Annotated in this window: 25 protein-coding genes; 11 read left to right on the top strand and 14 right to left on the bottom strand. The window is 70.4% G+C overall.

What is annotated here, in order from left to right:
* Positions 1-34: 34 nt before the first annotated feature.
* The 3 genes from LOK44_RS19485 to LOK44_RS19475 all read right to left on the bottom strand — a co-directional run bounded on the left by LOK44_RS19485 (position 35) and on the right by LOK44_RS19475 (position 2,906).
* Entirely contained in the window at positions 35-310 is a 276-nt protein-coding gene (locus tag LOK44_RS19485) for a WhiB family transcriptional regulator (protein WP_163918596.1), read from the bottom strand.
* A gap of 138 nt (positions 311-448) precedes the next feature.
* The gene (locus tag LOK44_RS19480; protein ID WP_237571746.1) at positions 449-646 is read right to left on the bottom strand and encodes a hypothetical protein; all 198 of its coding nucleotides are present in this window, start codon (positions 644-646) and stop codon (positions 449-451) included.
* Between the two features lie 136 nt (positions 647-782).
* Positions 783-2,906 (bottom strand): ATP-dependent DNA helicase UvrD2, encoded by a 2,124-nt coding sequence (locus tag LOK44_RS19475; RefSeq protein ID WP_237571844.1) that lies wholly within the window; start codon positions 2,904-2,906, stop codon positions 783-785.
* A 67-nt stretch (positions 2,907-2,973) separates the two neighbouring features.
* Between LOK44_RS19475 and LOK44_RS19470 the strand changes: the two genes are divergently transcribed.
* The gene (locus LOK44_RS19470; RefSeq protein WP_237571745.1) at positions 2,974-3,228 is read left to right on the top strand and encodes a mycoredoxin; all 255 of its coding nucleotides are present in this window, start codon (positions 2,974-2,976) and stop codon (positions 3,226-3,228) included.
* 14 nt (positions 3,229-3,242) lie between these two features.
* Here the strand turns inward: LOK44_RS19470 and nudC are convergent, their stop codons facing one another.
* Positions 3,243-4,169, bottom strand: coding sequence for an NAD(+) diphosphatase (nudC, locus tag LOK44_RS19465; RefSeq protein WP_237571744.1), 927 nt, complete (start codon positions 4,167-4,169; stop codon positions 3,243-3,245).
* Between the two features lie 7 nt (positions 4,170-4,176).
* Positions 4,177-5,274 carry a potassium channel family protein gene (locus LOK44_RS19460; RefSeq protein ID WP_237571743.1) on the bottom strand — a complete coding sequence of 366 codons (1,098 nt, stop codon included), beginning with the start codon at positions 5,272-5,274 and terminating at the stop codon, positions 4,177-4,179.
* Between the two features lie 45 nt (positions 5,275-5,319).
* On the opposite strand from LOK44_RS19460, the gene LOK44_RS19455 reads away from it, so the two are divergent.
* A complete protein-coding gene (locus LOK44_RS19455; protein WP_237571742.1) occupies positions 5,320-5,721 on the top strand; it encodes a DoxX family protein in 402 nt (133 codons plus the stop codon).
* Here the strand turns inward: LOK44_RS19455 and LOK44_RS19450 are convergent.
* Both LOK44_RS19450 and LOK44_RS19445 read right to left on the bottom strand, forming a co-directional pair.
* Entirely contained in the window at positions 5,718-8,987 is a 3,270-nt protein-coding gene (locus LOK44_RS19450) for an ATP-dependent helicase (protein ID WP_237571741.1), read from the bottom strand. The two genes, LOK44_RS19455 and LOK44_RS19450, sit on opposite strands and share 4 nt — an antisense overlap.
* Complete coding sequence (locus tag LOK44_RS19445; RefSeq protein ID WP_237571740.1) at positions 8,984-12,118, bottom strand: ATP-dependent DNA helicase; 3,135 nt, start codon at positions 12,116-12,118, stop codon at positions 8,984-8,986. The genes LOK44_RS19450 and LOK44_RS19445 overlap by 4 nt, the downstream gene beginning before the upstream one ends.
* 62 nt (positions 12,119-12,180) lie before the next feature.
* On the opposite strand from LOK44_RS19445, the gene LOK44_RS19440 reads away from it, so the two are divergent.
* Together LOK44_RS19440 and LOK44_RS19435 are read left to right on the top strand one after the other, a co-directional pair.
* Positions 12,181-12,957, top strand: a complete 777-nt coding sequence (locus LOK44_RS19440; protein WP_237571739.1) for an alpha/beta hydrolase — start codon at positions 12,181-12,183, stop codon at positions 12,955-12,957.
* A 2-nt stretch (positions 12,958-12,959) separates the two neighbouring features.
* Complete coding sequence (locus LOK44_RS19435; protein WP_237571738.1) at positions 12,960-13,256, top strand: MGMT family protein; 297 nt, start codon at positions 12,960-12,962, stop codon at positions 13,254-13,256.
* Here the strand turns inward: LOK44_RS19435 and LOK44_RS19430 are convergent.
* From LOK44_RS19430 to LOK44_RS19420, 3 genes are all read right to left on the bottom strand, one after another.
* Complete coding sequence (locus LOK44_RS19430; RefSeq protein WP_237571737.1) at positions 13,253-14,107, bottom strand: TIGR02569 family protein; 855 nt, start codon at positions 14,105-14,107, stop codon at positions 13,253-13,255. The genes LOK44_RS19435 and LOK44_RS19430 overlap by 4 nt on opposite strands.
* A gap of 36 nt (positions 14,108-14,143) precedes the next feature.
* A complete protein-coding gene (gene moeZ / locus LOK44_RS19425) occupies positions 14,144-15,310 on the bottom strand; it encodes an adenylyltransferase/sulfurtransferase MoeZ (RefSeq protein ID WP_237571843.1) in 1,167 nt (388 codons plus the stop codon).
* A gap of 205 nt (positions 15,311-15,515) precedes the next feature.
* Positions 15,516-16,577 (bottom strand): DUF3152 domain-containing protein, encoded by a 1,062-nt coding sequence (locus tag LOK44_RS19420; RefSeq protein WP_372481273.1) that lies wholly within the window; start codon positions 16,575-16,577, stop codon positions 15,516-15,518.
* Positions 16,578-16,762: 185 nt separating this feature from the next.
* Here LOK44_RS19420 and fasR point away from each other — a divergent pair, with 185 nt between their 5' ends.
* Positions 16,763-17,446: an HTH-type transcriptional activator FasR gene (gene fasR / locus LOK44_RS19415; RefSeq protein ID WP_163918607.1), complete on the top strand. Its 684-nt coding sequence runs from the start codon at positions 16,763-16,765 to the stop codon at positions 17,444-17,446.
* On the opposite strand, the gene LOK44_RS19410 is transcribed toward fasR, so the two are convergent.
* Positions 17,433-17,690 (bottom strand): DUF3107 domain-containing protein, encoded by a 258-nt coding sequence (locus LOK44_RS19410; protein ID WP_163918608.1) that lies wholly within the window; start codon positions 17,688-17,690, stop codon positions 17,433-17,435. The genes fasR and LOK44_RS19410 overlap by 14 nt on opposite strands.
* A gap of 535 nt (positions 17,691-18,225) precedes the next feature.
* On the opposite strand from LOK44_RS19410, the gene LOK44_RS19405 reads away from it, so the two are divergent.
* Positions 18,226-18,918 carry a hypothetical protein gene (locus LOK44_RS19405; protein ID WP_237571842.1) on the top strand — a complete coding sequence of 231 codons (693 nt, stop codon included), beginning with the start codon at positions 18,226-18,228 and terminating at the stop codon, positions 18,916-18,918.
* Positions 18,919-18,921: 3 nt separating this feature from the next.
* Here LOK44_RS19405 and LOK44_RS19400 read toward each other — a convergent pair whose 3' ends face one another.
* Positions 18,922-19,623: a ferritin-like fold-containing protein gene (locus tag LOK44_RS19400; protein ID WP_237571735.1), complete on the bottom strand. Its 702-nt coding sequence runs from the start codon at positions 19,621-19,623 to the stop codon at positions 18,922-18,924.
* Between the two features lie 232 nt (positions 19,624-19,855).
* Here LOK44_RS19400 and LOK44_RS19395 point away from each other — a divergent pair, with 232 nt between their 5' ends.
* A complete protein-coding gene (locus LOK44_RS19395; RefSeq protein ID WP_237571734.1) occupies positions 19,856-21,445 on the top strand; it encodes a DEAD/DEAH box helicase in 1,590 nt (529 codons plus the stop codon).
* A gap of 18 nt (positions 21,446-21,463) precedes the next feature.
* The gene (locus LOK44_RS19390) at positions 21,464-22,681 is read left to right on the top strand and encodes an Rv3212 family protein (protein ID WP_237571733.1); all 1,218 of its coding nucleotides are present in this window, start codon (positions 21,464-21,466) and stop codon (positions 22,679-22,681) included.
* Between the two features lie 101 nt (positions 22,682-22,782).
* On the opposite strand, the gene LOK44_RS19385 is transcribed toward LOK44_RS19390, so the two are convergent.
* Entirely contained in the window at positions 22,783-23,577 is a 795-nt protein-coding gene (locus tag LOK44_RS19385; RefSeq protein ID WP_237571732.1) for a ParA family protein, read from the bottom strand.
* A gap of 53 nt (positions 23,578-23,630) precedes the next feature.
* Here LOK44_RS19385 and LOK44_RS19380 point away from each other — a divergent pair, with 53 nt between their 5' ends.
* From LOK44_RS19380 to LOK44_RS19370, 3 genes are read left to right on the top strand one after another with little or no spacing between them, the layout of a single operon-like run.
* Positions 23,631-24,242 carry an acid phosphatase gene (locus LOK44_RS19380; protein WP_237571731.1) on the top strand — a complete coding sequence of 204 codons (612 nt, stop codon included), beginning with the start codon at positions 23,631-23,633 and terminating at the stop codon, positions 24,240-24,242.
* Positions 24,227-25,333 (top strand): isochorismate synthase, encoded by a 1,107-nt coding sequence (locus LOK44_RS19375; protein WP_372481272.1) that lies wholly within the window; start codon positions 24,227-24,229, stop codon positions 25,331-25,333. The genes LOK44_RS19380 and LOK44_RS19375 overlap by 16 nt, the downstream gene beginning before the upstream one ends.
* On the top strand, positions 25,330-25,812 hold the full coding sequence (locus LOK44_RS19370) for a GNAT family N-acetyltransferase (RefSeq protein ID WP_237571730.1): 483 nt from the start codon (positions 25,330-25,332) through the stop codon (positions 25,810-25,812). The genes LOK44_RS19375 and LOK44_RS19370 overlap by 4 nt, the downstream gene beginning before the upstream one ends.
* Here LOK44_RS19370 and LOK44_RS19365 read toward each other — a convergent pair.
* Positions 25,764-26,192: a hypothetical protein gene (locus LOK44_RS19365; protein WP_237571729.1), complete on the bottom strand. Its 429-nt coding sequence runs from the start codon at positions 26,190-26,192 to the stop codon at positions 25,764-25,766. The two genes, LOK44_RS19370 and LOK44_RS19365, sit on opposite strands and share 49 nt — an antisense overlap.
* Positions 26,193-26,231: the final 39 nt, after the last annotated feature.

Below are 26,231 nucleotides of genomic sequence, written 5' to 3'. Positions count from 1 at the left end.
GGCCGCCCAGCGGATCACGCCGGGCGGCCTCGCCTCATGCTGCCGCAGGGCTCGGCTGCGGGTTCTTGCGGGGGCGACCACGTGGCCGCTTGCGCGCCACGATGGTTCCGCGGTCGAGGATCTCTCCACCCCAGACCCCCCACGGCTCTTGACGTTCCAGCGCGGAGTCCAGGCACTCGCGGCGGATCGGGCAATCCGCGCACAGTTCCTTCGCGCGCTCCAGCTCCGTGGGGCTCTCGGCGAACCACAGATCCGGCGATTCCTCGTGACAGGGCACCGTCAGCCTCTCGCGGCATGTCCGGTCCGACATGTCTCTCCTGCTTCCTGGTCGTGTTGCTCGGTCATCTGTCTTAGATGGATCCTTCGACCAGGTTCTCGGGCTCTCCCGATGAAAATGGCCACGGATCCGATGTCGGGTCCGTGGCCATGAGGCGTGTCGTGAGCTGTCCTAGCAGGTGCCCCGATTCACGGACGCGAGGGTCGCAGCGGCGGTGCGGCGCTTGCGCATGATTGCGGGCGCGGCAGCGGCGTAGGCCGCGACGGCGGCATTCGGAATGGCATGGTGGGCCCGGTGGGTACGGTCGGCCCATGCGACGCCGAGGAGGCCGCCAGAAGCGACTACGCCGGTAAATGGAATGCTGATCATGTCGCCGGACCTCCTCTCCATGCCTGTCATTGGGGCGCCCGTGAAGGCGTCTACGAGGCTAGACGCTAACACGAAAAAGCCACAAGCGATTTTCTGACCAGCACTTTTGGCGTGATCTTTGCGATTCGTGGCAGTTTCACGAACGGCTGCGGACCAACTCCAGGACGTCGGGCCCGAACTGCTCCAGCTTGCGTGCCCCGATGCCCGGAATCGCGACGAGCGCCGCATCGTCGGTCGGCAGGGTCTCGGCGATCGCAATCAACGTGTTGTCGGTGAACACCACGTAGGCCGGCACGCTCATCTCCTTGGCGGTGCGCGAGCGCCAGTCCTTCAACTCGGCCAGCAGGTCCTCGTTGATGTCCGACGGGCAGTTCTCGCACCGTCGCAGCATGATCGACGCCGGCGTGGACAGCGCTGCGTTGCAGACCCGGCACCGCGGGGCGGGGCCGCGCTGCCGACGCGGCTTGGCACCGCCGGTGTCGGCTGCGGTGTGCGGTGCGACGCCGTTCAGGAACCGCGACGGCTTGCGCCCCTGCCGCCCGCCGGGCGCACGGGCCAGCGCCCAGCTCAGCGCGAGATGCACACGCGCCCTTGTTATTCCGACGTAGAACAGCCGACGTTCTTCTTCCACGGCCTCGCTGTCGGCGCCGTGGGACAGCGCATGCGAGATGGGTAGCGTCCCGTCGGCCAGGCCCACCAGGAACACCGCGTCCCACTCCAGGCCCTTCGCGGCGTGCAGCGACGCCAGCGTCACGCCCTGGACCACCGGTGGATGCCGGGAGTCGGCGCGTTGGCGCAGCTCGGTCACCAGGGCGGGCAGGGTGAGTTCGGGACGCTGGGCGACGTCCTCGTCGACGAGTTCGGCGAGCGCGGTCAGTGCCTCCCAGCGTTCGCGGGCCCGGGTGCCCGCAGGCGCCTCGGCCGTCAGCCCCAGCGGTTCGAGCAGTTCGCGCACGCCCGCCGCCAACTCGGGGCCGGACACGTCGGCGCCCCGCTCGGCCGCTCGCTGCAGTGCGAGCAGGGACTGCCGGATCTCCTGCCTGCTGAAGAAGCCCTCGCCGCCGCGCACCTGGAACGCCACCCCCGCCGCGGTCAGCGCCTCCTCGTACACCTCGGACTGGGCGTTGATCCGGTAGAGGACCGCGATCTCGGCAGGCGGCGTGCCCCCCTCGATCAGCTTCTTGATGCTCTTCGCCACCGCGGTGGCCTCGGCGACCTCGTCGGTGTTCTCGCTGAACGACGGCTCCGGACCCGGCGGGCGCTGACCCACCAGGTGCAGCCGGCTGCCGGCCATCCGGCCGCGCGCCGCTCCGATGACGCGGTTGGCCAGCGACACCACCTGCGGGGTGGACCGGTAGTCACGCTCGAGGCGGACGACCGTGGCCTCGGGGAACCGGCGCGAGAAGTCGAGCAGGTAGTTCGGAGTCGCGCCGGTGAACGAGTAGATGGTCTGGTTGGCGTCACCGACGACGGTCAGGTCGTCGCGCTCGCCGAGCCAGGCATCGAGCACGCGCTGCTGCAGTGGCGTTACGTCCTGGTACTCGTCGACGACGAAGCAGCGGTAGCGGTCGCGGAATTCCTGCGCCACCGCCGCGTCGTTCTCGATCGCGGCGGCCGTGTGCAGCAGCAGGTCGTCGAAGTCCAACAGCGTCGTACCCTCGCGGCGCGCCTTGGCGGCCTCGTAGCCTGCGTAGACCGCGGCGACCTTGGCGGCGTCGAACGGGATGTCGCGGCCCGCCTTGGCGACCTCGGCGGGATAGGTCTCCGGGCTGATCAGCGACGACTTGGCCCACTCGATCTCGCCCGCGAGGTCGCGGACGTCATCGGTCCCGGTCTGCATGCCTGCCCGGTTGGCGGCCTGGGCGACGACCGAGAACTTGCTGTCAAGCAGTTCCCAGCCCGTGTCGCCGACCAGACGCGGCCAGAAGTACTGCAACTGGCGGCGGGCGGCGGCGTGGAAGGTCATGGCCTGCACCGAGCCGGTGCCCACGCCACCGGCCTGCTGATCCAGCGATCGCAACCGCAGGCGCATCTCCCCCGCAGCGCGCGAGGTGAAGGTGACGGCCAGGACCTGGCTGGGCGCGACGTGGCCGGAGGCGACCAGGTGCGCGATGCGTCGCGTGATGGTCCTGGTCTTGCCGGTGCCCGCGCCGGCGAGCACGCACACCGGACCACGCGGCGCCTGGACGGCCTCGCGCTGCTCCTCGTCGAGATCGTCGAGGAGCCCTTCGGTCGGCGCCGCAGAACCTGGACTGGGCATGCCGACCATCTTGGCAGGGCGATCGGACATCGGGCATCTTCGGGAGCTCCGATACGTTGTGAAACCCATGAGCACTTCAACTTCTTCGGGCCTGACCATGTACACGACGTCGTGGTGCGGCTTCTGCTCCCGCCTCAAGACCGCGCTGAAGTCCGAAGGCATCTCCTGGACCGAGGTCGACATCGAGGCCGACCCCAAGGCCGCCGACTTCGTCGGATCGGTCAACAACGGCAACCACGTCGTGCCGACCGTGAAGTTCCCCGACGGATCCACGCTGACGAACCCGAGCGCCAAGCAGGTCAAGGCCAAGCTCGGCGCCTGAGGTCCGACGAGGCGTTAGTCCAGCGCGGCCCAGGACTCGACGATCTCCCTGGCGATCGAGATCGACCCGGGCAGCAGCAGTCGTGACGCCGAGTCGCTGCTCCAGTCGCCGTTCTCGAGGGCGTCGCGGACCTCGGCCCTGGTGAACCAGCCTGCTTCGGCGATCTCGCCGTCGTTGAACGAGAACTCCTGCTCCGGGTCACCGATGGCGTGGAACCCGACCATCAGCGAGCGTGGGAACGGCCACGGCTGGCTGCCGAGGTAGCGGACGTCGGTGACCGACAGCCCGACCTCCTCGTTGATCTCGCGGACCACGCAGGCCTCAAACGACTCGCCCGCCTCGACGAAACCGGCGAGCAGTGAGAACAACCGCTCGGGCCACACCGTCTGGCGGGCCAGCACCGCGCGGTCGTGACCGTCGTGCACCAGGCAGATGATCGCCGGGTCGATGCGCGGGAACTCCTCGTGGCCGTTGCCGGGGTTGATCCGGCCCCAGCCGCTCTTGATCGCCTTCGTCGGCGACCCGTCGACCGGGCTGAAGCGGGCGTGGTCGTGCCAGTTGAGCAGTGCGGTGGCCGTCGAGACCAGCTGCGCGCTGACGTCGTCGAAGACGGTGCCCGCGCGGCGCAGGTCGAGCACCTCGGTCTCCGCGGTCGGGTCCTCGGGCGCCTCCAGCGCAGCCCGCACGCCCCAGACGTGCCTGCCGTCGGGCATGCGGCCGAGGAACACCGCGTGCTCGTCGGGGTGGTCGGCGAACTTGGCGGCGGCGGTCAGCACCACGCGGCCGTCGGAGATCAGCACCTGGTTGCGCCGGTCGACGCGCAACAGCAGCGCATCCGGCCAGCCCGCGATGGCGGCGTCGACGTCGGTGCGTAGGACGTCTGCGCGGTCGGCACCGATGCGTGAGAGCAGCGGGACGTTGCGCAGGGTGAAGTCGGTCATGCGGCGGTCAGTCCTCCGAATTGGCGGTCTTGATGACCAGCAGCTTGTCGCCGAGTTCGACCGCGTCGGCCTCCGGCAGATCAACCCGCAGTAGTTTCCCGTTCCGGACCACGCCGAGCACGATCTCCTTCATGTGCCGCGGCGACGCCCCGACCTCCTTGGCGGTCACCGGACGCTCGGCGATCGCGAAGCCGGCATCAGGGGTCAGCAGGTCTTCCATGACCTCGACCACGCTGGGGGTCTGCTTGGCGATGCCCAGCAGCCGGCCCGCCGTCTCCGAGGTCACGACGGTGGTGTCGGCGCCGGACTGCTTGAGCAGGTGCTGATTCTCGGACTCACGAACGGCGGTGATGATCTTGGCCTTCGGTGCGAGTTCGCGGGCGGTAAGGGTGACCAGCACGGCGTCGGAGTCACTGTTGGCCGCCACGATGATGGTGTCGGCGTGCTGAACGCTCGCCAGTCGTAGCGCCTCCGCCTTCGTCGCGTTGCCTCGCACGGTGACGAGGCCTGCGGCCTTCGCCCGCTCGAGCGGGTAGTCGTCCTGTTCGACCACCACGATGTTTCCCGGCGCGACGCCGTCGCTGATCATCGCGGCCACGGCGGTGCGGCCCTTGGTGCCGTATCCGACGACGACGGTGTGATTGCGCACGCTCTTCCTCCAACGCTGAATCTTCAACGCCTGCCGCGACTGGGTGGTCAGCGTTTCGACGGTGGTGCCGATGAGCACGATCAGGAACGCCACCCGCAGCGGTGTGATCACCAGGACGTTGATGAGCCGCGCCGATTCCGTGTACGGGGTGATGTCGCCATAACCCGTCGTCGACAGTGACACGGTGGCGTAGTACAGGCAGTCCAGGAACGACAGCGGATCGCTCTCCTCCGGCGTCGACGCGATGTCGCGGTAACCGTGCCGGTCGAAGTACACGATCAGGACCGCCGCTACCAATGCCGCCAGCGCGTACAGGACCCGCATCGCGATCCTGCGCGCCGGGCTGACGAAGTCCTCGGGGATCGACAGCACGTCGCCAAGGGCTGCGTCATGTCGTGCGTCCAGGTTCTCCTGGTCGAGCCGCTGGAGGCGGCGACGCAACTTACCCCTCGCCACGAGGCCCCATCACTAGCCGAAGGCGCTGCACAGCACAATGTAACCATGACCTCCCTCACGCCATCGCGCGTCGACACCAGTAGCCAGGCCACCGCGCAGCGAATGGGAGCGATGCTGGTCGGCATGGGCGCCCTGCACTTCGTGGCTCCCAAGCCGTTCGACACCATCGTTCCCGCCGAACTGCCCGGCAGCGCACGGGTCTACACGCACGCCTCGGGCGTCGCGGAGGTCGCGACCGGCGCACTGCTGCTGGTGCCCAGGACGCGCCGCCTCGGCGCACTGGCCGCGATCGCGCTGTACCTCGCCGTCTTCCCCGCCAACGTCAACATGGTCCGCCTGTGGTGGAGCAAGGGCTGGCCGGCACGCATCGGCGCCATCGCCCGTCTGCCGCTGCAGGTGCCGATGGTGATGCAGGCGCTGAAGGTCTACCGCAACACCCCGCGCTAGGCGACCTCGAGCAGCGTCGCGAGTTCCGCGGCGTCGGGCAGTTCGTCGGGCGTCACGGTGACACCGCTGCGCACATAGTGGAACGCCGCCCTGACCATCGCGGGCTCGATGCCGTGGGTGGCGGCCCACGCCAACCGGTACACGGCCAGCTGAACGGCGTTGTGGCGCAGGTCCTCGTCGTCGGCCGGGGGGTCGCCGGTCTTCCAGTCGACGACGGTGAACCCGCCGTCGTCGTCGGCGAACACCGCGTCGATGCGACCCCGCACGACCGTGGCGCCGACGACCATGTCGAACGGCACCTCGACGTCGGTGGGCGTTCGCGACGCCCACGCGGACGTCGCGAACGCGGCCTGCAGTTCGGCCAGCCGGTCGGACTCGACGCGACCGAGTTCGCCGTCGACCGCACCGGGCAGGTCCTCGAGGTCGAACAACCGCTCGGCGTGGAAGAAGCGCTGCACCCAGTCGTGGAACGCCGTACCCAGCAGGGCATGTGGGTCGGGACGCGCGGGCAGCCTGCGCTGCAGCCGACGCAGGGCGCCGTCGGGATCGCGTCCCACGTCGACGAGCGCGCTGACCGACAGGTGGGCGGGCAGGGCGGGCGGCGGCCGGTGCGCGGCCTTCTGCCGCTCGGCGAGCAGCGCGTCGACGTCGGCCTCCCACGCCTGGGCGTCGTCGACGTCCGGAATCTCCCCTCTGGGCTCGGTGGGGACCGGCTGCGCAAGATCCCCCGCGAGTGCGCGCGCGACGAGTGCGGCGCCCGCTTCGACGTCGTGGGCGCCGGACCGGCCGCCGGGCCACTGCCGTTCGATCACCTCGTCGCGCAGCGGATTGGGTTCCCCGTCGGCGGGTGCCGGTGCCCAGTGCTCGACGACGCCGCACGGCTGACCCGCGGCGGCCGCCTCGTCGATGACGTCCTTGATCTCCAGCAGGAACTCCGACGGCCCGCGGGGCTTGGACTCCGTGGCGCCCCAGTGGTGACCGGACAGCAGCAGGGTGTCCTCGGCGCGGGTGAGGGCCACGTACAGCAGCCGTCGCTCCTCGTCGCCCCGGCGCTGATCGAGGGTGCGCTTGTGCTCGGTGATCTTGTCCGACAGTGCCTTGCGGTCGTTGACGTCGGACGTGTCGAGCACCGGGACGCCGTGTTCGGACAGCGTGGCCCGGTCACCGCGCAGCAGGGGCGGGAGGTCGCCCGCGTCGCTGAGCCAGGTGCGCGCCATCGCCGAAGACGGGAACACCCGGCCGCTGAGGTGCGGGACCGCGACGATCTGCCACTCCAGGCCCTTGGCGGCGTGCACGGTGAGGATCTGCACGCGGTCGCGCGACACCGAGACGTCGGCCGGGGCCAGACCGTTCTCCACCTCGGCCGCGGCGTCGAGGTACGCGAGCAGTCCTGCGACCGTCGCCGAGGGGCGCGCGGCGTAGTCGGCCACCACGTCGGCGAACGCGTCGAGGTGCTCGGACCCCGTCCAATCGGCCGAAACGGCTTGCGCCGCTCGGACTTCGGTGTCGACGCCCATCGTCCGGCGCACCTCCGCGACGAGTTCCGGCAGTGGGTGATGCAACTGGCCGCGCAGCATCGTCAGCTCACGGCTCAGCGCGACGATCCGGCGGTAGCCCTCGGTGGAGTAGCGGTCGGCCGGGCCGGGATCGCAGATGGCGTCCGCGAGGCACGCGGCGTCGGCGTCAGGGGCGGCCGACGCGACGATGTCGCCGATCGAGCTGCGATCCCGAGCGGTGTCGAGCCGGTCCAGTTCGACCGCGCGCCGCCACAGCGCTGCCAGGTCGGCGGCGCCGAGACGCCACCGCGGCCCGGTCAGCACGCGCACCGCCGCGGCGCCCGCCATGGGCTCGGCGGCGAGCCGCAGCGTCGCGACCACGTCGGCCACCTCGGGTATCGCGAGCAGCCCCGCGAGACCGACGACCTCGACCGGCACGCCGCGCTCGGTGAGCGCGTCGGCCATGGGCACCGCGTCGGCGTTGCGGCGCACCAGCACCGCGGCGGTCGGCACAGCCTCGCCCGCCTCGAGCGCGGCGTGGTGGGCACGCGCCAATTGGTCTGCCACCCAGTCGCGTTCGACCGATACGTCGGAGTGCAGCGTGGCGCGGATCGTGCCGGGCTGCGCGTCGGGCCTCGGCAGCAGTTCGCGCACCTCGACCGATCGGCGACGGGCCTCCGCGGACACGGCGTTGGCCAGGTGCAGGGCGCTGGGCGGATTGCGCCAACTGGTGCGCAATTCGAGGGTGGGGGCAGGGGTTCCGTCGGACAGCGGGAAGTCGGTCGTGAACCGGGGCAGGTTCGTGGCCGAGGCCCCCCGCCACCCGTAGATCGACTGGATCGGGTCGCCCACTGCGGTCAGCGCCAGATCGTCGTCGACGCCCCCACCGAACAGCGACGAGAGCGCGACGCGCTGCGCATGCCCGGTGTCCTGGTACTCGTCGAGCAGGACGACGCGGTACCGGGCGCGCAATTCCGCCCCGACCCGCGGGAAGCGCTCCGCCAGTCGCGCGGCCGACGACATCTGCATGCCGAAGTCCATGACGTTCTCGGCCCCCATGCGCTCGTGCAGCGCGTCGATCATCGGGATCAGAACGGTGCGCTCGGTCTGCGTGCCGAGCATCTTGAGCAGCGACTGATTCGGGCCGGTGTCGCGTTGCCGCGGACCGGGAGGCAGCGTGTGCACCAGCCGTTCCAGCTCCAGGTGGGTGTCACGCAGCTGCCCCGTGTCGACGAGGTGCTCGGCGAGCTGACCCGACAGCCGCAGCACCATCGCCGTGATCGCAGCGGGAGACTTCTCGGTGTCCAGCGCGCCGGGGTGTTCGCACACCACCCGAAAGGCCAACTGCCACAGCTCCGTCTCGGTGATCAGCCGGGTGGAGGGCTCGACGGGAAGCAGCAGCCCGTGGTCGCGCAGCAGCGTTCCGGCGAACGCGTGATACGTGCTCACGGTGGCGTGCTCCTCGATGCTCGGCGCGCCGGCAGCCAGGCCCACGCCCGCCAGCCGCGACAGCCGGGTGCGCACCCTGCGCAGCAGTTGGCCTGCGGCCTTGCGCGTGAACGTCAGCCCCAGCACCTGCCCCGGCGTGGCATACCCGTTGGCGACCAGCCACACCACCCGGGCGGCCATCGTCTCGGTCTTGCCCGCGCCGGCACCGGCGATCACGACCAGCGGCCCAGGCGGCGCGGCGATGACGGCCGCCTGCTCCTCGGTGGGCGCGAAGATGCCGAGCGCGTCGGCGAGTTCTGCTGGGCTGTAACGCGGTGTCACGGGCGTCCCTCCATCGCGGCCTGCGCCGGGCACATCGCGCGCACCGGGCAGTGCGCGCAGCCGTCGTTGACCCGCGCGGTGAAGTGCGGGCCCTGCGTGGCGGAGGCGGCCTCCCCCACGGTCTGGCGCCACTGCGCCTGGGCGTCGTCGGTCATCGGATCCTGCTCGCGCTCGGCCGGGCCCGCCGAGCCGATCTTGCCCAGGTACACGAGCCGACCGCCGCCCGCCTGATCGCCATGGGGCACCAGTCCCTCGGCCACCGCCAGCTGGTAGGTCGCGAGCTGGGCGTGCCGTTGCGCATCGTCCTTGCTGACCGGTGATTTGCCGGTCTTGAGGTCGACGACCACCAGCCGGTCCTCGGCATCGCGCTCGAGCCGGTCGACGCGCCCGCGCACCCGCACGGCCGGACCGTTCCCGTCGACGGGCGCGACGACCCCGTCGACCTCGATCTCGGTACCCACCTCGGTCAGTTCGCCACGGGTCTGGGCGCGCCACTTGGTGAACGCCGACAGCATGGTCCGGTGTCTGCCCAGCTCGTTGGCGGAGTACCACTCGGCGTCGAAGGGCAGTGCAGTCCAGAGCGTTTCGAGGTCGGCCAGCATCTGGTCCTCGCTCTTGGACGAGTCCGACACCAGCGCGTGCACGACGGAGCCCAGCGCCGACCGCACGTCGCGGCCGTCCTGACCACCGTGGCGCTCCAGCAGCCACCTCAGCGGGCAATCGGTGAGCGTCTGCAACGTCGACGGCGACATCGTGACGACGTGGTCGTCACCCTCCCACAGCGGCGCCTCGGTGGACGGCGTGGTGGTGGCATGCCACTGGTCCGGGGTCGCCCCCGCCACGCCCGCCGCGGCGAGGCGTGCCAACTGCGTTGCCGCACAGGCACGTGAGCGCGGGTCGACAGCCTCGGCGGGTGCACACACCACCGCGCGCAGGCGGCCGACCACAGCGGTGGGTGCGAGCACGCGGGGAGCCAGCAGCGGCGCGGCGTCGGCGTCGGGCCGCTCGGTGGCCAGCGCCGCGACCTCGTCGCAGAACGTCGACGGCAGCATCGCCTCGTCGCCTTCGTCGCTGTCGACCGCGGTGACCAGGACGTGGCTGCGTGCCCGTCCGAGCGCGGCGACCAGCAGACGGCGCTCCTCGGCCAGCAGCGGCGCCGTGCTCGAGACGGGGGTGTCCGGTCCGTCGACGACACCGTCGAGGACGTCGACCAGCCGCTGCGTGCCGAGAATGCCGCCACGCGGAACGGTGTTGGGCCACAACCCTTCCTGCACGCCCGCGACGATCACGAACTCCCACTCGCGGCCGAGCGCGGAGTGCGCGCTGAGCACTGCCACCGTCTCCCCCGGCGCCACCTCACCGCGCGCCGGAGCGGGCAGCGTCATGGCACGCACGTGGTCAACCAAGCCGGCAAGCGACGCACCGGTGGTGCGGGTGACGTACTGCTCGGCGACGTCGAAGAGGGCGGTGACGGCGTCGAGGTCGCGGCCGGCCTGCCCGGCCGAGGAACCGCCACGCTCGACGGCGGTGAGCCACCGACGCTGCAGACCGCACTGGTGCCACGCCTGCCACAGCACGAAGCGCGGATCGAGGTCGTCGCGCTGGCTGCGGCGGGCCGCCGTCAGCACCGACCGGACGCGCCGAACGGGCCGGGCGAGGTGGTCTGGCAGCTCCGGCCCGCGGCCCTCCAGCGCGTCGAGCAGCAGGTCGGCGAATTCCCGCGGCGGTGTGCTGCCGTCCGCGCGGCGCAGCGTACGACGCAACTGGCGCAGCGAGACCGGGTCGACCCCGCCCAGCGGGCCGGTGAGCAACGCCGTCGCGGCCGCACCGGTCAGGCCGTCCGCCACGGCGTCGAGCACCAGCAGCAGACTCGCGACGACCGGGTGCTCGGCCAGCGGCGAGGAGGGGGACGGCTGCTCCACCGGCACGCCCGCAGCCGTCAACGCGCGGGCGAGTGCCGTGCCCGCCCTCGGCACCGACCGGACGATGACCGCCATCTGCGACCACGGCACGCCGTCGACGAGGTGTGCGCGTCGCAGCGCGTCGGCGATGAGGGCGGACTCCGCGTGCGAGGTGGCCGCGATGCGCACCGCCACCGACCCGGGTCGGTCGTCGACCGCGGCGAGGTGCCTGACCTCGTCCACGCCGGGCAGCCGACTCGCCACGCCCGCGACGGCGCGGGCCACGGCCGGGGCGCAGCGGTGCGACCGGGTCAGCACGATCGCCGGTTCGTCGCCGGGCTCGAGCAGTGCCGGGTCCGCGCCGCGGTAGCCGTACACCGTCTGGTGGGGATCGCCTGCAATGACGGCGAGTTCGGCGCCTGCGGCCAGCACCCGGACGAGTAGGGCGGCCTGCGGGTCGAGGTGCTGCGCGTCGTCGACGAGCAGCAGCTTGATCCTGGCTCGCTCGGCAGCGAGCAGGTCGGGGTCGGCGGCCAGCGCGTCGAGCGCGGCGCCGACGAGTTCGGCCGCACCCAGCGCCGGGACCGTGGCCTGCGGCGCCGCCATGCCCACGGCGGAGCGCAGCAGCATGATCTGCTCGTAGGACTGCGCGAACTGACCCGCGGCGATCCACTCCGGGCGACTCATGCGCCTGCCGAGGCGTTGCAGCGCAACGGGATCGACGCCACGCTCGGTGCACCGTGCCAGCAGGTCGCGCAGTTCGGTGGCGAAGCCCACCGTGCTCAGCGCCGGACGCAGCGAGGCCGGCCAGTCCACCGACGATGCCGCGCCGTCCTCCACGTCGCCTGCCAGCATCTCGCGGATGATGCCGTCCTGCTCGGCGCTGGTGACGAGCCGCGGCGGCGGGTCCCCGTTGCGCTGGGCGGCGAGGCGCAGCACGGCGAAGGCGTAGGAGTGCACGGTGCGCACCAACGGTTCGCGCACCGCGACGGGTCCGCCGGTGCTCAGGAGCGCGGCCGTCACAGCGGCGCGCGCCCGGCCGCCGAGCGTCGCGGAACCCGTCAGCAGGAGAACGGATTCCGGATCGGTCCCGGCAGCCACGTGCGCCGCCGCCGTGTGCACCAGCAGCGTCGACTTGCCGGTGCCGGGACCGCCGAGTAGCCGCACGGTGCCACGCAGGCCGGGTTCGGTCAGCGACTCGGGCGTCAACGCGGTGTGTGAGGCGGGCACGGTGAAATGACACCACGGGGGTCCGACAAGAGGCCCTTACCTCGGGCTGGCAGCATCGGGGGGTGACCTCACCGCTGCACGTGTATCGCTTCGGCTCGCCCGAGCCCGCCCGCGTCCTGCTCGTCCACGGTCTGACCGGACACGGCCGACGGTGGGAATCGCTGGCGAAGAACCACCTGTCGGGTGTGGGCGTGCTCGCTCCGGACCTGCTCGGCCATGGCCGCTCGTCGTGGGATGCGCCGTGGACCATCGAGGCGAACGTGGCCGCGCTGGCCGCCCTGCTCGACGCCGAGGGCGGCGCACCGGTGGTGGTGGTCGGTCACTCGTTCGGAGGTGCCGTCGCACTCAATCTCGCTGCGGCACGGCCGGATCTCATCGGCTCGCTGGTGCTGCTCGATCCCGCCGTCGGGCTCGACGGAGCGTGGATGCGGGAGATCGCCGACCAGATGTACTCCTCGCCCGACTACGCCGACCGCGCCGAGGCGAGGGCCGAGAAGCTCGACGGCTCCTGGGGCGAGGTCGACGACGCGGAACTCGAACGCGAACTCGACGAACACCTGATCGACCTGCCGAACGGACGCGTCGGGTGGCGCATCAGCGTGCCCGCGATGCTGTCGTACTGGAGCGAACTGACCCGGCCGGTGCCCGTTCCGCGCGACGGCACCCCGACGACCCTGATCCGGGCGACCCGCACCCAACCGCCCTATGCCACCGACGAGTTGGTCGCCGCCCTCGACGCCAGCACCGACTTCACGCTGCTGGAGTGGGACTGCGACCACATGGTGCCCTTGGCGAAACCGGCTGACACGGCCTTGGTGATCCGCGACCGACTGGGCTGACCATGGCCCCGATCACCGACGACCAGGTCGAGCGGGTCCGCGCGCTGGTCGCCGCCATCCCGGCGGGTAGGGTGTCGACCTATGGCGACATCGCCGCCGCGGCAGACCTTTCCAGTCCACGCATCGTCGCCTGGATCATGCGCACCGACTCCTCGGACCTGCCGTGGCACCGGGTGATCACCGCGTCCGGCCGCCCGGCTCCGCATCTGGCGACCGTCCAGCTCGAACGGCTTCGCGCCGAAGGCGTATTGGCCGTCGACGGCCGAGTGCCGCTGCGCGACGTGCGACACGAGTTCTAGAGCACCAGCCGGACCAGCGCCGCGGTGCGCGCCAGACCGGGGAAGGCCGCGGCCGTCGACCGCGGGTGCAGGGCGTGGACGGCGAGCCGGAACATCAGCGCTCGCAACAACATCTGCGGCCACTCCGGCAGCGACGCCCAGCGCTCGACCAGGCCGTCGTCGGCCTCACCCCAGGCCAGGGCATCCACGACCACGACGCCCGCCGCCCAGGATCCGGGCCGCCAGTATGGGGTGATGTCGGTGATGCCGGGCGCGGCCGTGCCTGCGAACAGCACCGTGCCGTACATGTCGCCGTTCACCAGTTGGCTGGGGGCACGGGTGGGCTTGCGCAGTCCGGCAAGCTGATTGAGCAGATCGATCGAGCGCTGCCCGTCGGCGGCACCCGGTGCGACCATCGCCCCGGGCGGTAGCGAGTGCAGCGGCCGGTCCTCCCACGCCGCGCGGTCCGCGGCGGTGAACACGTCGACCTCGTTCCACGGCACACCTGGCGGCTGCGTCAGGAACCGCGGCCGCTCCAGCTTCGCGGTGGCCTCGTGCAACCGGACGGCGGCCGACACCACCTCGTCGTGCCGCGGTTCGGGGCTGCCCGCGACGAAGGTGTCGGCGCGCCACCCGGCCACGACGTAGCGGCCGTCGGTGGACCGCACCGGCCGGGCCAGTCGCACGCCGTCGACGAACAGCGTCTCGCGCACCTTGGCCGACCATGCAGCACGGGCGGGATCGGCCACCATCGACAACACGACCTCGCCGCAGCGCCAGCCACCCTCCCAACTGGGGCCGAGTTCGACCGGCCGCAGTCCGGTCAGGCCGAACGCCGCAAGCACGTGTTCAGGCGGCCCGTCGACAGTCACGGCCACAGCCTAAGGCGTTGACCGGCAGATTCGGCGTCAGTACATGACCATGTCGGGTTCGAGTTGCTTGGCCCACGCCACGATCCCGCCCTGCAGGTGCAGTGCGTCGGCGAAACCTGCCTTCTTCACCGCTGCGAGCGCCTCCGCGGAGCGAACACCGGTCTTGCAGTACAGCACTGGAACCCGGTCGTGCGGCAGACGTGCCAGCCCGTCGCCGGCCTCCAGCGCGGACTTCGGGATCAGCTCGGCGCCGTCGATGTGGTTGATGTCCCACTCGACCGGTTCGCGCACGTCGATCAGCGCGACCTTCTTGCCCGAGTCGAGCATCTCGCGCAGCTCGCGCGGGGTGACGGTGGCGCCGGACGCGGCTTGGGCGGCCTCGTCGGACACCACGCCGCAGAACGCCTCGTAGTCGATGAGTTCGGTGATCTTCGGCGTCGCCGGGTCCTTGCGGATCTTGATCGTGCGGTACGTCATGTCCAGCGCGTCGTACACCATGAGCCGCCCGAGCAGCGGATCGCCGATGCCGGTCAGCAACTTGATGGCCTCGGTGCCCATCACCGACGCGATCGACGCGCACAGGATGCCGAGCACGCCGCCCTCGGCGCACGACGGCACCATCCCCGGTGGCGGCGGCTCGGGGTAGAGGTCGCGGTAGTTCAGGCCGAGCCCGTTGGGCGCGTCCTCCCAGAACACCGACACCTGGCCCTCGAAGCGGTAGATCGAGCCCCACACGTAGGGCTTGCCCGCCAGCACGGCGGCGTCGTTGACCAGGTACCGGGTCGCGAAGTTGTCGGTGCCGTCCAGGATCAGGTCGTACTGCTCGAACAGTTCGACGGCGTTGTCCGGTTCCAGGCGCACCTCGTGCAGCCGGACGTCGACCAGCGGGTTGATCTCCTTGATCGAGTCACGCGCGCTCTGCGCCTTCGACCGGCCGATGTCGGACTGACCGTGGATGATCTGGCGCTGCAGGTTCGACTCGTCGACGACGTCGAACTCGACGATGCCGATGGTGCCCACGCCTGCGGCGGCGAGGTAGAGCAGCGTCGGCGAGCCGAGCCCACCCGCGCCGATGACCAGCACCCTTGCGTTCTTCAGGCGCTTCTGCCCGTCGACGCCGAGGTCCGGGATGATCAGGTGGCGGCTGTAGCGCGCCACCTCTTCGCGCGTCAGTGACGCGGCGGGTTCCACCAGCGGCGGCAGCGGTGAGGACACCGGTACTCCCTCGATCGAAGTCTGTTCCTGATGACCATCACACCAGGCTCAGAGGTTCAACGACAATCGCCTTCTTGACCTTCCCCGGGAGCGGGGATCGCAGTCCCGGCTCCTGCGAGCGTGCGCGAACTCGGGTTTTGGCGCGGCGTGTCGCCCGCAGACACGCACGCTCGCGGAAAGAGAAGAGGGGTGATCAGGCGATCGGGTAGGGCCAGGGGTTGAAGCGGCAGGTCTTGCCGTCGGCCTGCACCGACTCGGGATCGAACTTGGCGTCGTCGTCGTTGCTGGTCGAGAACGTCTGCTGCATCATGATCGGCGCCAGGGCGCCGTTCTCGGCGCACGGTTCGTGGCGCTGGTAGCCGATGGCGTGGCCGACCTCGTGGTTGATCAGGTACTGGCGGTAGGACCCGATGTCGCCCTGGAAGGGCACCGCGCCGCGCACCCAGCGTGCCTCGTTGACGAACACCCGCGGCTGGTCGGTGAGGTAGGCCGGGTTGAAGCAGGACGCCTCGAGCTGGATGTCGTACCCGCAGCCCTCGCGGACCGTGATCGGCGAGGTCAGCGAGATCCGGAAGTCGGGCGCCTGCGCGGGGTCGTCGGTGCGGACGAACGCGAACTGCGGGTTGTGCGTCCAGCTCTTGGGGTTGGCCAGCGTCTCGGTGACCATTCGCGCAAACGCCTCGTCACCACCGATGGCCGCGGTGTCGATGCCGTCCTCGACCTCGACGGTGTAGGTGAACGTCTTGGTGGTGCCCTCCCCGACCCTCGGCGAGGTGCCGGGCACGACGTGCCACGTCTTGGCGCCCGCCTCGGTGAACGCCCCGCCCTCGGGCAGGATGCCCGTCGGCAGGTTCGCGTCGAACTGGGTCAACCCCTTCGGCGGCGCACCGATGATCGCGGTGCTCGACGCGTCGAACGTCGGCGGGCCCTGCACCGGGCCTGCGGCATCGACCGGTTCCACCGTCGACGGTGACGTGACGGTCTGGAACAGCACGATGGCCGTGAGGACGGCGAGGATCGGGAGGGCGTAGGCACGCCAGCCGTAGGTGGAGACGAAGCGGCCCAGCCACGTCTGCTTGCGCCACTGCCTGTGCTCGTCGCGGTTGGAACGCGGCCGTCCCGTGTCGCCTGCGACCGGATCCCGTTGCGCGCGCAGCGGCTCACGCCACTCATTGCGCAGCACGGGGGCGCGACCGCCGCCTCTATATCCTCCGTCGCCGCGATCACCCCCTCGACGCCCCGGGTCGTAGGTCACCGGACCAGAATGGCACAGCGCGGCGCGTGATCGGCTTTGGCGCGCCACCGGATCACCCGGGCCGCGCATCACGCGATGCCCCAAGCGAGAGTAGTAGTGTCGTTCCGATGAACTGCCGGACCATGTCCGGCCAACCAGTGACCATTCGGGGGGTCAGTCCCTCGCGGTCGGAGATTGAGGACGTGATGAGCGAACTCGCCAACGCCGCCGAGAGGAGAGGCGGGCAACCGGCGAACGGCGACGGCCCCTCGGCGCGGCCGGCGGGCAATCGGCGGGGCAATCGGCTGCCACGCGACGAACGTCGTGGCCAGCTGCTCATCGCCGCCAGCGAGGTGTTCGTCGACCGGGGCTACCACGCGGCTGGCATGGACGAGATCGCCGATCGTGCCGGCGTGTCCAAACCGGTTCTCTACCAACACTTCTCGTCGAAGCTCGAACTCTATCTCGCGGTGCTGCAGCGCCACGTCGACAACCTGGTCTCGGGCGTGCGGCAGGCACTGCGCACCACCACCGACAACCGGCAGCGACTGCACGCCGCCGTCGGCGCGTTCTTCGACTTCATCGAGCACGACGGCCAGGGCTACCGGCTGATCTTCGAGAACGACTACGTCACCGAACCGCAGGTGGCAGAACAGGTCAAGGCGGCCACCGACTCCTGCACGGACGCGGTGTTCGACCTGATCAGCATCGACTCCGGCCTCGAGGCGCACCGCGCCCGGATGATCGCCGTCGGCCTGGTGGCAGTGAGCGTCGACAGCGCTCGGTACTGGCTGAACGCCGACCGGCCGATCTCCAAGGAGGCCGCGGTCGACGGCACCGTGCAGTTCGCCTGGGGCGGACTGTCACACGTGCCGCTTACGCGTTCTTGACCGCCTCGGAGCCAACGGTGCCGATGCCGAAGCCCACGCGGCGCGTATCGGCGGCACCGATCTCCACGTAGGTGATCTTCGCGGTCTGCACCAGGAAGCGGCGGCCCTTCTCGTCGGTCAGGCTCAACAGCTTCGAGTCCTGGTTCAGCGCGTCGGCGATCAGCTGCTCCACCTCGCTCGGAACCTGCGCGCTGTTGAAAACCAACTCGCGCGGGCTGTCGGCGACACCGATCTTGACCTCCACCGCTGACCCTCTTCTCATTCGAAAGCGTTGACTGCACTGAGGCTAGTGGACGCGGGACACCGGCGGTGCGCCGGTGGCTACGCGGTCGGCGAACACGGGCGCTTGATCCAACTGAGTCCCGACCGTGACCCCGCAGCAGGCGTCTGAGCCACTTCCGTCACTTCTGTCTCGCTAGCATCGGAGAAGACATGCCGCCGAGACCTTGGGAAGCGTGATGAGCAGGGAGAATCGACCGTATTCGCCGTCATCCGGACGGTCGCCGCGTGCGGAGTCGTGGCGACCCGACCGCACCTACGGGGACTACGGCCGGGACCGCCGATACGGCTACGGCTCCGGTTACGAGCCTCCGTATTCGTCGACCTACGGTGGCTCGGATCCCCGCACGCAGGTGCTCGACGGCGATGACCGCCGCGGGTACGGCGCCGGCGACGAGGCCGGCTACGGCTCCCGGTACAGGTCCCAGTACGGCTCCCAGTACGGCTCCCGCCGTGGCGCACGTGACGACGACCGCTACGCGGCCCGCGACGACTACGGCATCGACGACCACGGCATCGACGACCACGGCACCAACGACTACGGCACCGACGACCGCGGCGCCGACGACCACGCGGCCGACGACTATGCCGATGACGACGAGATCTACGAGTACTACGAACCGCTCGACCGCCGCTGGGTCTGGGTCGGCGGCGTCGCGGGTGCGGTGCTGCTGGTCGCCGTGATCTGCACGGTCGTCATCCTCGGCGGCGGCGACAGCGGTTCGGTCTCGGCGACCGTCGTTCCTCCGCCCGCGACCAGCCAAGCGCCGGCCACGACCTCCAAGCCACCGGCGGCCAGCACGCCGCGGGTGCTCCCGCCGGTCGCATCACTGCCGCCCGAGACCGTCACCACCGTGTCCCCGTCGCCGAGCGCCACCGTCGCGCCGCCACCGGTCGCGGCAGCACCGCCGCCGGCACCCGCAGCCAACACGGTGACCTACTCGGTCACCGGCACCCGCCCACTGATCGACCTGGTGACCGTGATCTACACCGATGCCCAGGGCGCCCTGAAGACCGACCTCAACGTGTCGTTGCCGTGGAACAAGACCGTGGTCCTCGACCCCGGCGTGACGTTGAGTTCGGTGACGGCGACGAGCGTCACGGGGCAGCTCAACTGCTCGATCATCGATGGCGCGGGGGCCACGATCGCCGTTCAGAACTCCAATTCGATGATCACGACCTGCACCAGATAGCGATCAGACGAGTCCGAGTTCCTCGACCCGCCTGCCGTGGGTCTTCTGGAGCCGGTCGAAGAATTCGGTGAGCTGCGCGAGCCCACCGCTGGACATCACCAGGTCGACGAGTTCGTCGTGGTCGGCAAGGACGAACTGGGCCTGGGTGATGGCCTCGCCGAGCAGGCGACGCGACCACAGTGCCAGTCGGTGCCGCTGCTTGTCACTGGCCGTCACAGCGGCCTTCACCTCGGCGACCACGAACTGGGAGTGACCGGTCTCCGACAGCACCGCGCGCACCACCCCTGCCGCGTCGTCGGGCAGCGCGTCGGCGATCTCGAGGTAGAAGTCCGCGGCGAGAGCGTCGCCGATGTAGGTCTTGACCAAGGCCTCGAGCCACGTGCTCGGCGTCGTGAGGCGGTGATAGTTCTCCAGCGCCGACGCGTACCGGGTCATCGCGCGCACCACGTCGACACCCCGACTCTCGAGTGCTTCGCGCAGCACCTCGTAGTGGTTCATCTCGGCCGCGGCCATGCTGGCCATGTTGATCCGGCCCGCGAGATTCGGCGCCATGCGAGCCTCGTCGGTGAGCCGGTAGAACGCCGCGACCTCCCCGTATGCGAGTAGGGCGAACAGTTCGGTGACCCCCGGGTGGTCCACCGACACGCCGTTAACACCGGGGGCTGCGGCCTGCTCGGGAGAGGCCGCGGGCTGGGTCGGAGTCATGCGTCGACTCTAGACGGCGACACCGCGACCGTCGGTTTCCGAACGCCAGCGGGTAGCATGGCTAGTGGTTTACCTGCTCAGGCAGTCGTGACCAGAGATAATGTGCGTGCACGCAGTCGGTCTGCCTTACCTATGAGGCCCGGGCCCCGGTGCTACTTCGTCGAAACTCGTGCGCGCGTGAACATCCGCGATGACTACGAGGATCGACCCCGAAAGGCACCGTCCACAACGCATGACTGAATCCACCGAATCGACTCAACAGACCACCACGACCGAGATCGTCGAGATCACCGAGATCGTCGAGGCCGAACCCGCGAAGATCTCGTTCGCCGACCTCGGCGTCCGCGAGGAGATCGTCCGGGCACTGGCCGAGGACGGCAAGGAACACCCCTTCGCCATCCAGGAACTGACCATGCCGATGGCGTTGGCAGGCGACGACCTCATCGGTCAGGCCCGCACCGGCATGGGCAAGACCCTGGCCTTCGGCGTGCCGATGCTGCAGCGCATCACCACCGACCCCGACCGCGAACTCAGCGGCATCCCCCGCGCGCTCGTCGTCGTACCCACCCGCGAGCTGTGCCTGCAGGTCTTCGAGGACATCGCAGGCGCCGCGAAATACCTGCGCGCGGGCGACCGCAAGCTGTCGGTCACCTCGATTTACGGTGGCCGCCCCTACGAGGCGCAGATCGAGGCTCTGCAGAAGGGCGTCGACGTCGTGATCGGCACCCCCGGCCGTCTGCTCGACCTCGCCCAGCAGGGTCACCTGCAGCTCGGCGGGCTCAGCATGCTGGTCCTCGACGAGGCCGACGAGATGCTCGACCTGGGCTTCCTGCCCGACATCGAGCGCATCCTGCGCCAGATCCCCGACGTGCGGCAGGCGATGCTGTTCTCGGCGACCATGCCGGATCCGATCATCACCCTGGCCCGCACGTTCATGACGCAGCCGACGCACATTCGCGCCGAGTCCGCGCAGTCGTCGCAGACCCACGACACCACCGAGCAGTTCGCCTACCGCGCCCACGCGCTGGACAAGGTCGAGATGGTCGCCCGGATCCTGCAGGCCGAGGGCCGCGGCGCGACGATGATCTTCACGCGCACCAAGCGCACCGCCCAGAAGGTCGCCGACGAACTCGCAGAGCGCGGCTTCAAGGTCGGTGCCGTGCACGGCGACCTCGGTCAGGGAGCCCGCGAGAAGGCGCTCAAGTCCTTCCGCAACGGTGAGGTCGACGTCCTCGTCGCCACCGACGTCGCCGCCCGCGGCATCGACATCGACGACATCACCCACGTCATCAACTACCAGATTCCCGAGGACGAGCAGGCCTACGTGCACCGCATCGGCCGCACGGGGCGCGCGGGCAAGACCGGCATCGCCGTCACGCTCGTCGACTGGGACGAGCTGCCCCGCTGGACGATGATCGACAAGGCGCTCGGCCTGGACAACCCCGACCCCGTCGAGACGTACTCGAGTTCGGATCACCTCTACGAGCAGATGCGCATCCCGACCGACGCGAAGGGCTCGATCGGCAAGGCGACGCGCACGACCGACAAGCCGAAGCGCGAACCGCGTGACCGTGATCGCGACCGTGGTCCCCGCAACACCGAGGGCGACGGTAGCGGTGAGCGGCCGCCCCGCAGCCGCAACCGGACCCGCCAGCGCACGCGCGGTGGCCAGGAGGCGTCCGGCCACGTCGAGGGTTCCGAGGCACCGGCGCAGAACGGACCGGCCGACGAGTCGTCAGACGCACCGTCGGGTGCCCGCTCGGCTCCCCGTCGCCGTCGCCGTCGTCGCACTAACAGCAACGCAGCGCCCACCACCGGTTAGCGGGACCGCCGCCACCCGATGGTCACACCCGAACGCCGCACGAAGGGCGACGTCCTGGTCGCCGTTGCGATCGCCGCCGTGGTCGCCGTGGTCGCCGCCATGATCTGGTGGACCAGTGACGCCCGCGCGACGGTGAGCCGTCCCGCTGCCGAACCGGTTCCCGCGCTGAAGTCGGCGCGCGACGTGCCAGGCGCCCTGCGCGAACTGTGGACCGCGCCCAGCCCGAAGACCAGGCAGCCGGTGATCGCGGGCGGCAGCGTGGTGACCGGCGACGGCGATCAGATGGACGGCCGCGATCCCGCAACCGGCGACGTCCTGTGGACCTACGCCCGCGACGTCGAACTGTGCGGCGTCACGGCGGTGTACCAGAACGCCGTCGCGGTCTATCCGGACCCGCGGGGCTGCGGCCAGGTGACGACCATCGACGGCAAGACCGGCAAGCGCGGCGCCACCCGCAGTGCGTACGCCGATCCCACCGTCAAGCTCTCCTCCGACGGCACCACCGTGCTCTCGGCGGGAGCCAACCGGCTCGAGCTGTGGCGATCGGACATGGTCCGCATGATCAGCTACGGGGCGCTGGACGCACCCATCAAACCGGACGTGCCGGCCCAACCGCTCTGCACGTTCACCTCGGCCGCGGCCAGCACCGCGCTGGTTGCGGTGATGGAAGCCTGCCCCGGCCAGGCCGACATGCGCCTGACCCTCCTCAAGCCCGCCGACGAAGAGGACCAGCCCGAGACCAAGTTCGTCGAGCTGCCCGGCGTGTCCGCCGAGTCCGACGCGCGGGTGATCGCGGTGTCGGACACGCTGACCGCGGTGTACCTGCCGACGCCGAAGCCGGTGGTCAACGTCGTCGACGACACCGGCACCACGATCGCGAGCACGATGCTGACGCGCGGCGCCGCACCGGACGCCACGGCAACCAGTTCAGGCGACCTGCTCACGTGGTGGACGGGCGACGAACTGCTGGTCTTCGAGGCCAACGGCATGCGCTACCGGTTCACGGTCAATCCCGTCGACGGCCAGGCCCCGGTGGGCCCGGGCGTCGTGATGGCGGGCCGCCTGCTGGTGCCGGTCACCGGCGGCTACGACGTGTTCGATCCGCAGACCGGGGCCGGTGAGCGGCACATCGACCTGGCGCGCGACGCCGGGCAGGGGCCCGTGGTGCCCGCGGTTGCGGGGTCGATGGTGCTCGAGCAGCGGGGTGCGAACCTGGTGGCGCTCGGCGGCGACTGAGCCGCCCATCGAGCCGGTGGCGGCTGAGCCGCCCATCGAGCCGGCGGCGACTGAGCCGCCCATCGAGCCGGCGGCGACTGAGCCGCCCATCGAGCCGGTGGCTAGACCTCGGGGGTGAACGTCGGCAGCCCCTTGCCGTTCTTCCAGTGCTTGAGCAGAGCCTCCGCCAGCTCGCGATAGGCGTTTGCGCCCTTGTTCTTTCGCCCGGCCAGCACCGACGACCCCGAGGCGCTCGCCTCGGCGAACCGCACGGTGCGCGGGATCGGCGGAGCGAGCACCGGCAGTTGGTAGCGGTCGGCGACGTCGAAGATCACGTCACGGCTGTGCGTCGTGCGCGAGTCGTACAGCGTGGGCAGCGCACCGAGCAGAACCAGGTCGGCGTTGGTGATCTGCTGGACGTCGTCGACCGTGCGGAGGAACTGACCGACGCCACGGTGAGCGAGGGTCTCGCACTGCAGGGGAACGATGACCTCGTTGGCCGCGGTGAGCCCGTTGAGCGTCAGCACCCCCAGCGACGGCGGGCAGTCGATGATCGCGACGTCGTACCCAGAGGTGATCTTGGCCAGCGCGCGCTTGAGCGCGTACTCGCGACCGGCGCGCATCAGGAGCATGGCCTCGGCGCCGGCGAGGTCGATGTTGGCGGGCAGCAGCGTCATGCCCTCCGGCGTCGACACCAGCGCCGCGTCGGGTTCCACCTCGCCGAGCAGCACCTCGTGGATGGACACCGGGAGCTTGTCGGGATCCTGACCGAGCGAGAACGTCAGCGAACCCTGCGGATCGAGGTCCACGAGCAACACCTGCTTGCCCAGTTCCGTCATCGCGGCGCCCAACGACGCAACCGTCGTCGTCTTGGCCACCCCGCCCTTTTGATTGGCGACCGCCAGTACCCGCGTCACGCCCCCATCCAAGCACGACTCGCGCCGAACCGGGCGTGCGGCACAATCGCGGTGTGACTGTCGAACGGCACCGCCTGCTGCTGCTGCGTCACGGCGAGACCGAATGGTCGCGAACGGGACGTCACACCGGACGCACCGACGTCGAGCTCACCGACGACGGTCGGGACCAGGCGAGACTGGCCGCCGAAGCCATCGCCGACCTGCAGCTGGACGACCCGCTGGTCGTCTCCAGCCCCCGCCACCGCGCGCTGGCCACCGCCGAACTGGCCGGATTGCGGGTCGACGAGGTGACGCCGCTGCTGGCCGAGTGGGACTACGGCGACTACGAGGGACTCACCACCCCGGAGATCCGCGAACACGTGCCCGGCTGGACGGTGTGGACGCACGACTGTCCCGGCGGTGAGAGCATCGACGCGGTGACCGTGCGGGCCGACCGCGCCGTGGCCTTGGCGCTGTCGCACATGGCGGAACGCGACGTGGTGTTCATCGGCCACGGCCACTTCTCCCGCTCGATGCTGACCCGCTGGATCGAACTGCCCGTGTCCGAGGGCATCCGCGTGTCGATGGTGGCGGCGTCGATCGCGGTGTGCGGTTTCGAACACGGTGTCCGCCAGATCACCGCACTGGGTCTCACCGGACACACGAACCCATGCCTGCCCGCCTGATGCCAGAACCATCGTTCGTCCTCTCGGGGCCCGACCGGACTCTGGTCGCCGACGGGATCCACACCCCGTATCCGGAGGTCTCCGCCGCCCGCGCCGCGCTCGCCTCGGGTGCCGCGCCGATGGTGTTGGGCGCCCTGCCGTTCGACCTCACCCGGCCCGCCGCCCTGATGCGGCCCAGCGCGTTCCGGTTCGTCGACGCACTGCCGGTCGGACCCGTGACCGAGTTGCCCAGCGTGCGGGTGGACGGCGAACTCCCGTCGCCCGAGGTGCATCGCGCGCGCATCTGCGAAGCGCTGAGCAGGCTCAACGATCCGCGTTCGGCACTGCACAAGGTCGTACTGGCGCGCGCTCTGCGTCTGGTCGCCGACCAACCGCTCGACGTCACCGCGGTGATGCGTCGCCTGGCCGAAGACCCCACGGCCATCGTGTACTTCGCCGACCTGAGCCCCGCCGGAGGCCGCCACGTGGGCACCGGTCTGATCGGTGCGAGCCCCGAACTGCTGGTCGCGCGCCGGGGTGACATCGTGACGTGCCGTCCGTTCGCGGGTTCCGCGGCCCGCTCCCCCGACCCCGCCATCGACCGCGCCAACGGTGCCGCGCTGGCGGCGTCTGCGAAGAACCGGCACGAGCACCAACTCGTCGTCGATCAGATGCGCGATGCGCTGGCACCGCTGTGCACCGACCTCCGCATCGCCGCCGAGCCTCAGCTCAGCAGCACCGCGGCGGTGTGGCACCTCAACACCCCGATCAGCGGCCGGATCCGCCAAACCACGACCACTGCTTTGGATCTCGCGATAGCGCTACATCCGACCCCAGCCGTCGGCGGCGTACCCGCCGCCGCGGCCACCGACCTGATCAACGAGTTGGAGGGCGACCGCGGGTTCTACGCCGGCGCGGTCGGCTGGTGCGACGACTCCGGTGACGGCACCTGGGTCGTGTCGATCCGGTGCGCGGAACTGTCGGCCGACCGCCGCACCGCGGACGCACGCGCCGGCGGCGGCATCGTCGCCGAGTCGGACCCCGACGAGGAAGTCGCCGAGACGAGTACGAAGTTCAAGACCATCACGACCGCATTGGGGGTACGTCCATGAGCGTGCTGATCCGCCGTGCAGAGCCGGGCGACGAGGCCGAACTCACCGCCATGGTGCACGAACTCGCCGAGTTCGAACACGCCGCCGACGAATGCCTGCTCACCGAAAGCGGCTTGCGCACAGCACTGTTCGGCGAGTCGCCGACCGTCAACGGGCACGTCGTCGAGGTCGACGGACAGGTGGCAGCCGGCGCGCTGTGGTTCCTGAGCTTCTCCACGTGGGACGGGGTGGCCGGGGTCTACCTCGAAGACCTCTACGTCCGGCCCGCCTTCCGCAGACGCGGCCTGGCGCGCGAACTGCTGGCGACCCTCGCGCGGGTGTGCGTCGACAACGGCTATAGCCGGCTGTCGTGGGCGGTACTGGACTGGAACACCAACGCGATCGCGCTCTACGACTCGGTCGGCGGACGGCCGCAGACCGATTGGATCACCTACCGCGTGTCGGGGCCGGAGTTGTCGGCGCTGGCGGGGCCGGGCTGAGCGGCGACCCACTCGAGGGCCGACCGGCTGAACAACAGGGCCAACACGATCACGGCGATGAGCCCGACGGGCACGCCGAGCGCCCACTGCCCGGAACCGACGGCCATGTAGTACGCCACCGGCAGCAGCAGCAGCTGCGCGAAGACCGCGATGCCGCGCCCCCAGCGGCGCCCCGTCCACAGGGCCCAGCCCGCGGTCAGCACGCCGGCACCCATGATCGCGAACCAGATGGCGGTGCCCAGCCCGTTCAGCCAGGCGAGGTGCTGGGACTCGCTCAGGTACAGCACCACCAGAACGACGGCGACCACCAGCGCCGCCACGCCTTCGAAGGCCACCGCCGCACCGGCTTGGCGCACCGGCGTCGGTGAGGGAACCGTCATCGGACCATCCTGGGATCGATCACGGAGACCAAGCGTAGA

The sequence above is a fragment of the Mycolicibacterium lacusdiani genome (genome assembly GCF_021916785.1).
Classification (GTDB): Bacteria; Actinomycetota; Actinomycetes; order Mycobacteriales; family Mycobacteriaceae; genus Mycobacterium; species Mycobacterium lacusdiani.
Note: the sequence above shows the minus strand (reverse complement) of the source record. Positions and strands in the feature narration are given on the sequence as shown.